At 69.0% G+C, this 10,540-nt stretch carries 11 protein-coding genes; 8 read left to right on the forward strand and 3 right to left on the reverse strand.

The window, feature by feature from the left end; genetic code table 11:
• Both ACSAMQ_RS18280 and ACSAMQ_RS18285 read left to right on the forward strand, forming a co-directional pair.
• The coding region (locus tag ACSAMQ_RS18280; RefSeq protein WP_435397027.1) for a FecR family protein at window positions 1-762 on the forward strand (762 nt) is incomplete at its 5' end.
• 100 nt (window positions 763-862) lie between these two features.
• On the forward strand, window positions 863-3,943 hold the full coding sequence (locus ACSAMQ_RS18285; protein WP_435397028.1) for a TonB-dependent receptor: 3,081 nt from the start codon (window positions 863-865) through the stop codon (window positions 3,941-3,943).
• Window positions 3,944-4,023: 80 nt separating this feature from the next.
• Here the strand turns inward: ACSAMQ_RS18285 and ACSAMQ_RS18290 are convergent, their stop codons facing one another.
• Window positions 4,024-4,794: a trans-aconitate 2-methyltransferase gene (locus ACSAMQ_RS18290; protein WP_435397029.1), complete on the reverse strand. Its 771-nt coding sequence runs from the start codon at window positions 4,792-4,794 to the stop codon at window positions 4,024-4,026.
• A gap of 315 nt (window positions 4,795-5,109) precedes the next feature.
• Between ACSAMQ_RS18290 and ACSAMQ_RS18295 the strand changes: the two genes are divergently transcribed.
• On the forward strand, window positions 5,110-5,448 hold the full coding sequence (locus tag ACSAMQ_RS18295; protein WP_435397030.1) for a hypothetical protein: 339 nt from the start codon (window positions 5,110-5,112) through the stop codon (window positions 5,446-5,448).
• 68 nt (window positions 5,449-5,516) lie between these two features.
• On the opposite strand, the gene arsB is transcribed toward ACSAMQ_RS18295, so the two are convergent.
• Complete coding sequence (gene arsB, locus ACSAMQ_RS18300; protein WP_435397037.1) at window positions 5,517-6,542, reverse strand: ACR3 family arsenite efflux transporter; 1,026 nt, start codon at window positions 6,540-6,542, stop codon at window positions 5,517-5,519.
• Window positions 6,543-6,586: 44 nt separating this feature from the next.
• The gene (locus ACSAMQ_RS18305) at window positions 6,587-6,946 is read right to left on the reverse strand and encodes an ArsR/SmtB family transcription factor (RefSeq protein ID WP_435397031.1); all 360 of its coding nucleotides are present in this window, start codon (window positions 6,944-6,946) and stop codon (window positions 6,587-6,589) included.
• 46 nt (window positions 6,947-6,992) lie between these two features.
• On the opposite strand from ACSAMQ_RS18305, the gene arsH reads away from it, so the two are divergent.
• The 5 genes from arsH to ACSAMQ_RS18330 form a co-directional block, all read left to right on the forward strand.
• A complete protein-coding gene (arsH, locus tag ACSAMQ_RS18310) occupies window positions 6,993-7,835 on the forward strand; it encodes an arsenical resistance protein ArsH (protein WP_435397032.1) in 843 nt (280 codons plus the stop codon).
• A 4-nt stretch (window positions 7,836-7,839) separates the two neighbouring features.
• Window positions 7,840-8,259, forward strand: coding sequence for an arsenate reductase (glutaredoxin) (gene arsC / locus ACSAMQ_RS18315; protein ID WP_435397033.1), 420 nt, complete (start codon window positions 7,840-7,842; stop codon window positions 8,257-8,259).
• A gap of 57 nt (window positions 8,260-8,316) precedes the next feature.
• Window positions 8,317-8,772, forward strand: a complete 456-nt coding sequence (arsN2, locus tag ACSAMQ_RS18320; protein ID WP_435397034.1) for an arsenic resistance N-acetyltransferase ArsN2 — start codon at window positions 8,317-8,319, stop codon at window positions 8,770-8,772.
• Between the two features lie 131 nt (window positions 8,773-8,903).
• The gene (locus ACSAMQ_RS18325) at window positions 8,904-9,572 is read left to right on the forward strand and encodes an ECF-type sigma factor (RefSeq protein ID WP_435397035.1); all 669 of its coding nucleotides are present in this window, start codon (window positions 8,904-8,906) and stop codon (window positions 9,570-9,572) included.
• A 58-nt stretch (window positions 9,573-9,630) separates the two neighbouring features.
• The coding region (locus ACSAMQ_RS18330; RefSeq protein WP_435397036.1) for a serine/threonine-protein kinase at window positions 9,631-10,540 on the forward strand (910 nt) is incomplete at its 3' end.

Raw genomic sequence — 10,540 nt, forward strand, 5'->3', positions numbered from 1 at the left:
CCGCGCCGCGCGACAGCGCGCGGCGGCCGCGGCTGGCGCTATGCCGCCGCGGCGATGGTCGCGCTGCTCGGCATCGCATCGTGGTGGGGCTGGCAGCGGTATGCGGTGGTCGAGCAAGCCTCGTACCGCACCGCGATGGGCGACCTCAGCGACGTGGCTCTGGCCGACGGTTCGCAGGCCACCTTGAGCAGCGACAGCCGCATCGAGGTGGCCCTGTCGCGCCTCGAGCGCCAGGTCGAACTGCAGCAGGGCGAGGTTTTTTTCGATGTGGCCAAGGATGCGCGGCGGCCGTTCGCGGTGGTGGCCGGCGGCCGCCGGGTGATCGCGGTCGGCACCCGCTTCTCGGTGCGCCGCGAGGGCGGCGACCTGCGCGTGGTGGTCACCGAGGGCACGGTGCGGCTCGAATCCGAACCGGTCGGCGGCCGCCGCCAGCCGACCAGCGTATTGCCGGCCGGCAGCACCGCCTTCGCCAGCCGCAGCGGCGTGCTGGTACGGATCGGTTCGGTCGAGGACGCCGAGCGCCAGGTCGATTGGCGCCGCGGCTATCTGGTGTTCCGCGACACGCCCCTGAGCGCGGCCGCGGCCGAGTTCAACCGCTATAACGCACGCAAGATCGTGATCGGCGATGCCGCCGCGGGCGAGTTGCGGGTCGGCGGCAACTTCCGCTGGTCCAACACCGAAGTGTTCGTGCGCCTGCTCGAACAGGTCACGCCGGTCCGGGTCGAGCACCAGCCGGACCGGATCGTCCTGCACAGCCGCTAGCCGGCGCCGTACCGGCGCGCCGCGCGTGCGGGATTTGCCGGCTTCGTTCGTCCTGATATCCCGATGGGCGCCGCAAGGCGCCGATGGGGAGGGGAACCCGATGTCGCGAAGTGCGCGCGTGTGGTGGTTGAGTCTGGCCTGTACGGCCGCGTTGTCCGCGCAGGCGCAGGTCGCGGCGAAGCGGGAGGCGATCGACATTCCGGCTGGGGAGCTGGTGTCGGCGCTGGATGTGTTGGCGAGGCAGTCGGGAGTGCAGTTCGTCTATCGGGCCGATCGCTTGAAGGGGCTGCGCACGCGCGGTGTGCGGGGGGCGATGACCGCCGAGGCGGCGCTCGACCGTCTGCTGCTCGGCAGCGGCCACGTGGCGCGCCGCGATGCGTCGGGGGCGATGGTCATCGTCAAGGACCCGACGCCGCCGCCGAAGCCGCGCGACAAATCCTCGCTGGCGCCGATGGGGGGCGGCGCCGATATCGTCGAGGCCACGGCGGCGACCGAGCTGGCGGGTGTGCAGGTGACCGGCTCGCGTATCCCGCGCAGCCAGATCGAGGGTCCGGCGCCGATCACGGTGATGACCGCGCAGGAGATCCAGGCCAACGGCTTCACCACCGTGCCCGACGTGCTGCGGGCGATGACCCAGAACGGCGGCGAGACCCAGAGCCAGCAGTCGGCCAGCGCCGCCGACTTCTCGCCAGGCGCGCAGCAAGTCGACCTGCGCGGGCTCGGCCCCAACCACACCCTGGTGCTGGTCAACGGCCGCCGCATCGCCGACTTCCCGATGCCGTTCAAGGGCCGCAGCAACTTCACCGATATCTCCAATATTCCGCTCGGCATGGTCGACCGGATCGAGATCCTGACCGGCAGCGCCTCGGCGATCTACGGCTCGGACGCGATCTCCGGCGTGGTCAACTTCATTCTCAAGAAGCACGCCGACGGCACCACCGTCGATGTCCGCCTCGGCGACAGCACCCGCGGCGGCAGCGAGTCGTTCAACCTCAGCGTCTCCAGCGGTTATGGCCGCGAGCGCTTCAACGCGGTCTACGGCTTCGAGCTGCAGGTGCAGAACCCGCTGTGGGCCTACGAGCGCTCGATCCAGGACTCGACCCGGGACGCGCCGACCGCGAGCGCCCGCGCCGCGCGCCGCGCGTTCCTGCGCACCAATTGGTACGACGAATACCTCGACCCCGGCGCCGCCTGCGAGCCGTTGGCTTCGCTCAACGCAGGCACGACCTACCGCGCGTCGCGTCCGGGCTGGGGGCCGGACGGCGAGCCCGGCCACTACTGCGGCAGCGACGAGTCGATCGGCTACGGCACCATGATCAACCAGCGCGAAGGCCTCAACGCCTACGCCTCGTCGAGCTATGCCTTCGGCGACCACAGCGAGTGGTTCGCCGATGTGCAATTGGGTTACCACGAATTGTCGATGTACCGCGACGTCACCGAATGGAGCTACCAGGCCCCGGACGGAAACGAGGCGGGTTACTTCCACAACCGCGCCACGGATCAGGTCGAGTATTGGCAACGCCAGTTCTCGCCCGAGGAAATGGGCGGGCTGGACCGCGGCATGATCCGCACCCGGCAACGCACTTTCAGCCTCGCCACCGGGCTCAAGGGCCGCTTCGGCGAGGCCTGGGACTGGGAAGCCGCGCTGAGCCATTCGCAGTACCGGTCGACGATCAGCTGGCCGCAGATCGTCGCCTCGCGCGCCAACGAGCTGTTTCTGGGCCCGCAGCTCGGCGTCGACGACGACGGCTTCGCGATCTTCGACGCCGGCCCCGAGCGCCTCTACCGGCCGCTGAGCCGGCAGGAGTACGAGGCGATCGGCGCGCGCTCGACCTATCGGCCGAAGTCGCGCACCGACGCGCTGTCGCTGACCGTGACCAACACCGGGCTGTTCGCCCTGCCGGCCGGCGCGGTCGGGTTCGCCGGCACCCTCGAACTCGGCAACCAGAGCTACGACTTGCGCCCCGACCCGCTCGCGACCGGCTACCACTACTACAGCTGGCGCGATTCCGACGGCCACGGCAGCCGCGACCGCTGGGCGGCGGCGGGCGAATTGCGCCTGCCCTTGCACGAGCGCTTCAACCTGAGCGTCGCCGGACGCTACGACCAATACCGCTACGGCGGCCACGACATCGACAAATTCACCTACAGCGCCGGTCTGGAGTGGCGGCCGTTCGACGCGCTGCTGCTGCGCGGCTCTTACGGCACCGCGTTCCGCGCACCCGACCTGCATTACGTGTTCGCCGGCGAAGGCAACCTGGAGGCGAGCGGCATCGACCATTACCGCTGCCGCAGCGAAGAGCCGGACAGCGATCTCAACGATTGCTCTTACGGCGACGAGAACGTGATCGTCGCCCGCAGCGGCAACCGCAAGCTGGAACCGGAAACCAGCACCTCGTGGACCGCCGGCGTGGTCTGGTCGCCGCGCGCGAACCTGGATTTCTCGGTCGACTATTTCGACATCGACTTGAGCGACCAGGTCCAGGACCTGCGCATCGACGACGTGCTGCGCGACGAGGCCGGCTGCCGCCTCGGCAGCCGCGCCGACGGCAGCGCGGTGGATGCCGGCTCGCCGACCTGCGCCGATGCGCTGGCGCGGGTCCGGCGCTCCGGCGACGGCAAGCTGTACGGCGTCTACGTCAACCCGATCAACATCGCCCGCGAACGCACCAGCGGCGTCGATTTCAGCGCTCATTACCGTCTCGACACCGGCCTGGGCACCTTTCGCCTGGGCGCCAGCTACACCTGGGTGCGCGAACACGACAGCCAGCAGTACGCCGGCGACCGCGTCGAAGACCAGTTCGCGGTCAACAGCGGCTTCGACATCCCGCGCACCAAGGCCAGCGCCAGTGTCAGCTGGGAGAAGGATCGTTGGGCGGCGACCGTGCACGGCGAACGCCTGGGCCGGTTGCCGAGCGGGGATTCCTACAACGAGGTCTACGAGCCCGGCGGCGAGGCCGGCGCCTGGATCGGCGCGACCTACCGCTACAACGCCTCGCTGCGCTACCGCTTCAGCGACCACGCCCAGGTGTCGCTGGCGGTGACCAACCTGTTCGACAAGCTGCCGCCGGAAGACCCGAGCTACAGCAGCTACCCGTACTACGACGTGTCCTGGTTCGATGCCGTAGGCCGCCAGGTCTTTCTGCAATACACCCACAAATTTGGCGGCCGAGCGTTATAGGCCAACCCCGCGTCCCGCGGCAAGGATGGCCGCGGGGCGATTTTCCATCGGCCGATGCAGGCCTGTACAGGCCGGCGAGGTCAACGCTGCGCGGTGCGCGCGACCACGAAGATGCGGCGGAACTCGAACCAGGTGCTGCCGTCGCCGCGCGGCGGATAGGCGCGGTCCAGCCGCGGCGCGAGCTCGGCGCAAAAGCGCTGCCAGTCGGCGCCGTCGAGCGCGGCCCGGATCGGCCGCAGTGCGGTACCGCTGATCCATTCCAGCACCGCGTCCGGGCCGTACAGACGTTGCACGTAGATGGTTTCCCAGGCGTCGACCTCGCAGTCCTGCGCCGCCAACAGTTCGGCATAGGCGCGCGGCGAGTCGACCGAGTCGCCTTCGCGCAATCCCATCGCGCCCAGCAGCGGCGCCCATGCCGCGCTGGCCGCCAGCTCGCGCACCAGCCTATGCGAGGGCGCATCGAAGTTGCCCGGCACCTGGATCGCGATCCACGCACCCGCGGGCAGTTCGCGCGCCCAACGACGCAGCAGTTCGCGGTGCTCGGGCACCCATTGCAGGACCGCATTGGAGACCACCACGTCGGTGTCCGCTCGCGGCATCCAATCGCGCACATCGCGCAATTCGGCGGCGACGCCGGCCGCTTGCGCCGCCTGCACCATCTCCGGCGAGTTGTCGCTGGCTTCGAGTGTCGCCTCAGGCCAGCGCGCGGCGAGCGCACGGGTCAGATTGCCCGGGCCGCAGCCGAGGTCGACCACGCGCCGCGGATGTTCGGCGCGTACGCGCGCGATCAGATCGAAGAACGGCCGGCCGCGCAGATCGGCGAAGTCGAGGTATTTCTCGGGGTCCCACATGGCGAGCTCCGCGAGCCGGGGTCGGCGGCCGGTTGGCTGTCGGCTATCCGTCGGCCATCTGTCATGGATGAATCCGTTCGCGTGCAGGCGCTACGCCGCGATCGACAGCAGCCGCTGCGGAGTCCGGCGTTGCAGTTCACGCTCAGCATTCCATCGCCGGCGTTAACGCGATGTTGAAGCGTGTGGCCGATCACAATTGCAGCGTGAGCGACTAAGGTCTTCGGCAAGTCTATGAACGAACGGTCATAAACTTCGGCGCCGCATCGATTATCGTGCCGCGCACAGGGGGCTTCGACCTGACCGGAGCCTTGCACCATGACCAAGAAATCTTCCGTGGACGCTACGACACTGCCCTTGAGCTACTGGGCGTTGAACTATCGTCACGCGGCGTTCTACCGCGATGGCACCCGGTTCGAGGATTACGCGCCGGCGATCTATCTCGGCATCACCGCGCAGATCGAAAATCCGGGCCTCGTCTTCGACGAGGTGGTGCCCGAACTGGAAGCGCGCTATCAGCAGATCTGTTCCGGGTCGACGCTGTCCTGGTCGCAGGCCGCCTCCGCGGCGGAAGCGGCGTGGACGCGTGCGCGGATGATTTCCGGCGCGGCCCGCGCCGCGTTCGAATCCGAACTCGCCCGGCGTCGCGCCGCCTGAGGCGGCGATGCGCGCCCGCGGCGGTCGGCCCGGGCGCGCCGATTCTTTGCTCGCCAAACGTTTCGCGCTCAGGCGCGCGCGGCGTACCAGCCCTTGCTGGCGTTGACTATCCGCACCACCGACAACATCACCGGCACTTCCACCAACACGCCGACCACGGTCGCCAGCGCGGCGCCGGAGTGCACGCCGAACAGGCCGACCGCGGCGGCCACCGCCAGTTCGAAGAAATTGCTTGCGCCGATCAGCGCCGACGGGCCGGCGACACTGTGCGCCACGCCCAACTTGCGATTGAGCAGATAGGACAGGCCCGAAGTGAAATAAACCTGGATCAGGATCGGCACCGCCAGCATCGCGATGATCGCCGGTTGGGCCACGATCTGCCGCCCTTGGAAACCGAACAACAGCACCAGCATCAGCAACAAGGCGGCCAGCGACAACGGCCCGAGGCGATGCAGCAGACGCTGCAGCGCGGCAGCGCCGCCACGGCGCAGCACCGCCTTGCGCAGCAGCATCGCGATCGCTACCGGCGCGACGATGTACAGCCCGACCGACAGCAGCAAGGTCGACCACGGCACCACGATCGACGACAGCCCCAGCAACAGGCCGACGATCGGCGCGAACGCGACCACCATGATCAGGTCGTTGAGCGCGACCTGGCTCAGGGTGAACTCCGGATCGCCGTCGCACAGATTGCTCCACACGAACACCATCGCCGTGCACGGTGCGGCCGCGAGCAGGATCAGGCCGGCGACGTAGGAGTCGAGTTGCTCGACCGGCAGGCGGTCGGCGAAAGCATGGCGGATGAAGATCCACGCCAGCAGCGCCATCGAGAACGGTTTGACCGCCCAATTCACGAACAAGGTCACGCCGATACCGCGCCATTGCCGCCGCACCTGCGCCATCGCGGCGAAATCGATCTTCAACAGCATCGGCACGATCATCAGCCAGATCAGCGCCGCCACCGGCAGGTTGACCTTGGCGACCTCGGCTTCGCCAAGGGTCGTGAATAGCCCCGGCAGAGCGTAGCCGAGCGCGGTGCCGGCGACGATGCAGGCCAGCACCCACCAGGTCAGGTGGCGCTCGAACGCGCCCATGCGCTTGGCCAATGGCGCCGGCGTGGCGGTTTGCGCGGCCGCGCTCATGCCTGCGCCTCCTTCCGGCTTGCGCAGCTGCCGGCCTGCAGGTCGCACGTGGCTGGCGCGCACTGCTGCGGCTCGCCGCCGCAGCAGTTGCGGGTCAGGAACTCGATCAGGCCGTTCATCGCGCCGAAGTCGGCGCGGTAGCAGATGTAGCGGCCCTGCGATTCGCCCTGGACCAGGCCGGCAGCGCTGAGCTCCTTGAGATGGAAGGACAAGGTCGCGCCCGGCAGCGCGAGGGCGTCGGCGATCTCGCCGGCCATGCGTCCGGCCGGGCCGGCCTCGACCAACAGGCGGAAGATCGCCAGGCGGGTGGACTGGCCCAGGGCGGCCAGGGCGGTGGTGGCTTGATTGATTTCCATAATTCCAGAATAGTAGAAACAACTATCGACCTCAAGCCGCTCCACCATGACCCAATTGCCCAACCTCGTCAGCGCCGCCGTGGACCTGCCCGACCTCGGCAAACTCGCGCTCGCCGGGGCGACCCACCCGCCGCGGATCCTGATCCTGTACGGCTCGCTGCGGCCGCAATCGTTCAGCCGCAAGGCCGCGCTCGAGGCCGAGCGGATACTGCGCCACTTCGGCGCCGAGACCCGGGTGTTCGACCCGCACGAGCTGCCGATCCTCGACAGCGTCAGCGCCGACCACCCCAAGGTACGGCAACTGCGCGAGTGGTCGCTGTGGTCCGAGGGGCAGGTCTGGGTCAGTCCGGAGCGCCACGGCAGCCCGACCGCGGTGTTCAAGAACCAGATCGACTGGCTGCCGCTGGAAGAGGGCAGCGTGCGCCCGACCCAGGGCCGCACCCTCGCGGTCATGCAGGTCTGCGGCGGCTCGCAGTCGTTCAACGTCGTCAACGCGCTGCGCGTGCTCGGCCGCTGGATGCGCATGATCACCATCCCGAACCAGTCCTCGGTGCCGAAGGCCTGGCAGGAGTTCGACGAGCACGGGCGCATGAAGCCCTCGCCGTACTACGACCGCATCGTCGACGTGATGGAAGAGCTGTTCAAGTTCACCCTGCTGGTGCGCGACCGCAGCGAGTATCTCGGCAGCCGCTACAGCGAGCGCAAGGGCGACCTCGCCGCGCAAGCGCTGGCCGTGGCTTCCGGCGCGGTGGCGCCGCCGGCGGCCGACGCGGGCGAGCTCGCCGCGAACGATGCAGAATCCGACACCGGCACCCCCAACCCCATCGCTGCCGATCTCCGCCCGCCGTCCGCATGCTGCGGCAGCGCCTGCGCATCCAACGAGAGCTGAGCTCATGGACGTCACCATCTACCACAACCCCGCCTGCGGCACCTCGCGCAACACCCTGGCCCTGATCCGCCACGCCGGCATCGAGCCGACGGTGATCGAATACCTGCAGGACCCGCCCTCGCGCGCGGCCCTGGTCGAGCTGATCGCCGCCGCCGGCCTCGGCGTGCGCGAAGCCATGCGCCAGAACGTACCGCCTTATGTCGAGCGCGGACTCGACGATGCGACGCTGTCGGACGATGCCCTGATTGAAGCGATGCTTCGCGAGCCGATCCTGATCAACCGCCCCTTCGTGGTCAGCCCGCTGGGCGTGCGCCTGTGTCGCCCCTCCGAACTCGTGCTCGACCTGCTGCCGCCGATCACCCGGCCCTTCAGCAAGGAAGACGGCGAAGTCGTGATCGACGCCGAAGGACGCCGGGTGTCGTGAAGCCTGCCTGGCGATCGGCGAAGATATCCAGGCCCCTGCGCCTGCAAAGAGCCGACGATGACGCCGACCATACGTAGCACCGCCTCCGGAGAAACCGCCGCCGTGCGCGCCTTGCTGATCGCCAACCGCCTGCCGGTCGACGACCTCGACAGCGCCGCGGTCGAGTTCCGGGTCGCCGTCGACGACGACGGGGCGATGCTCGGAGTGGTCGGTATCGAAGTCTTCGACGAGGCCGGCCTGTTGCGCTCCCTGGCGGTCGTACCGCACGCACGCCATCAAGGCATCGGCCACGCCCTGGCCTGCTCGCTGGAAACCGACGCGCGAGCGCGCGGCCTGCACGAGCTGGTGCTGTTGACCCAGACCGCGGAAGCCTTCTTCGCCCGCCGCGGCTACGCTGTCATCGACCGTGCCGCCGCCCCGGACGGCGTCCAACGCAGCGCCGAGTTCCGCTCGCTGTGCCCGGCGTCGGCGGTGTGCATGCGTTTGCGGCTGGCGGCGGCAGCGCAAGCTTGATCATCGGACCCTTGAACATACGCCGCCACACCGTCGCTGCTCGGCATTGCCAATGATCGATCCGCCCCGCGTCCTCATCCGGCCGCGGACTGCGTTAGTCGTAGGGGGCAGGACAAAGATGGACCTCGGCTATGGCGGGTTTGGACGTATTGGAGTCGCCGCGGGCGGCGATGGCGAGCGAGTCTGCGGTGGAAGCCGCCGGGTTGGCGCCGCCGACCGATGAGGCAGCGGCATACGGCTCGCCGCAGGGCGATGTGACCCAGATGCTGCAGCGCTGGGGCGCGGGCGATGCCAAGGCGCTCGATGCCTTGCTGCCCTTGGTCTATGCCGATCTGCGCGGCATCGCGCGGCGCGAGCTGTACGGCCATCGCGGGCACGACACTCTGCAGCCGACGGCGTTGGTCAACGATGTGTTCTTGCGTTTGCTCGGTAGCGATCGGCCGCAGTGCCTGGGCAGCCGCGCGCATCTGTTCAATACCGCGGCACGAATCATGCGGCAGTTGTTGGTCGACCGCGCCCGGCGCGCGGCCTGCGACAAGCACGGCGGCGCCTGGCGGCGCGACGATTTCGCCTGCGCGCTCGACCTGCCGATTCCGGAGCGCACCTTGTTGCCGGAACTCGACGCGGCCTTGGACGAGTTGGCCCGGCTCGACGAACGCATGGCCCAAGTGGTCGAACTGCGCTATTTCACCGGGCTGAGCGTGGCCGAGGTCGCGCGCTTGCTCGAGGTGGAGGAGCGCACGGTCTATCGCGACTGGGCCGCGGCGCGCGCCTGGCTGCGCGATCGTTTGTCCGAGTGATGGCAGGTCGCGGCGGCGCTTCGCGTTGTCTTCTGCGCCCCCACGCCAGAGCTTCAGCATGACCTCCGACGACTCATCGCTCGAACGCCGCGCCCTGCAGCTGTTCCGCAGAATTCTCGACGCCGCTCCGGCGCAACGCGAGCGCTTGCTCGCGCAGGCCTGCGCAGGCGACGAGGCGCTGCTCATGCGAGTCCGAGCGCTGTCGGCCCAGGTCGAGGAATCGCAAGCCGGTATCGATCCGACTGCGGCATCGCCGCAAGGCGAGGCGACCGGAGCGCAGATCGGTCCCTATCGGCTGATCGAACGGATCGGCCGCGGCGGCATGGGCGAGGTGTTCCGTGCCGAACGCTGCGATGGCGCGTTCGAGCGCGAGGTCGCGCTGAAACGCATCTGGAACAATTTCGTGCCCTTGACCGAGCGCTTCCTGCGCGAGCGCCAGGTGCTCGCTCGCTTGCAGCACGCCGGCATCGCCCAGTTGTACGACGGCGGGGTGACCGAAGCGGGCCAGCCCTGGTTCGCGATGGAGCTGGTACGCGGCGAACCGATCACTCGCTGGTGCGCGGCGCGGTCGGCGACGGTCGAGCAACGCGTCGCGCTGGTGCGACAGGTTTGCGCCGCGGTCGACTTCGCCCATCGCGCCCTGATCGTGCATCGCGACCTCAAGCCGGCCAACGTCCTGGTCGACGAGGCCGGCCAGGCCAAGCTGCTCGACTTCGGTATCGCCAAACTGCTCGACGAGGCCGACCCCGAGCAGGCCCAGACCCTGGCGATGACCCCGGCCTGGGCGGCGCCGGAACAGCGCGACGGGCGTCCGGTCACCACCGCGACCGACGTCTATCAGCTCGGCATGCTGCTGCGGGTGCTGTTGTGCGACGACTTGCCCGCGCCCGGGGCGGCGCCGATGCGGCTTGCCCAGGCTTTCGACGCGCTGCGCGGGCGCGATGCCGCGGCGGCGCAGGCGGTCGCAG

Source organism: Lysobacter sp. 1R34A (genome assembly GCF_051217035.1).
Lineage (GTDB): Bacteria > Pseudomonadota > Gammaproteobacteria > Xanthomonadales > Xanthomonadaceae > Lysobacter.

Excerpts from the sequence above, each read along its gene's own strand:
- ACSAMQ_RS18285 (WP_435397028.1), top strand. The coding sequence starts at position 863 with ATGTCGCGAAGTGCGCGCGTGTGGTGGTTGAGTCTGGCCTGTACGGCC.
- ACSAMQ_RS18290 (WP_435397029.1), bottom strand. The coding sequence starts at position 4,794 with ATGTGGGACCCCGAGAAATACCTCGACTTCGCCGATCTGCGCGGCCGG.
- ACSAMQ_RS18295 (WP_435397030.1), top strand. The coding sequence starts at position 5,110 with ATGACCAAGAAATCTTCCGTGGACGCTACGACACTGCCCTTGAGCTAC.
- arsB (WP_435397037.1), bottom strand. The coding sequence starts at position 6,542 with ATGGGCGCGTTCGAGCGCCACCTGACCTGGTGGGTGCTGGCCTGCATC.
- ACSAMQ_RS18305 (WP_435397031.1), bottom strand. The coding sequence starts at position 6,946 with ATGGAAATCAATCAAGCCACCACCGCCCTGGCCGCCCTGGGCCAGTCC.
- arsH (WP_435397032.1), top strand. The coding sequence starts at position 6,993 with ATGACCCAATTGCCCAACCTCGTCAGCGCCGCCGTGGACCTGCCCGAC.
- arsC (WP_435397033.1), top strand. The coding sequence starts at position 7,840 with ATGGACGTCACCATCTACCACAACCCCGCCTGCGGCACCTCGCGCAAC.
- arsN2 (WP_435397034.1), top strand. The coding sequence starts at position 8,317 with ATGACGCCGACCATACGTAGCACCGCCTCCGGAGAAACCGCCGCCGTG.
- ACSAMQ_RS18325 (WP_435397035.1), top strand. The coding sequence starts at position 8,904 with ATGGCGGGTTTGGACGTATTGGAGTCGCCGCGGGCGGCGATGGCGAGC.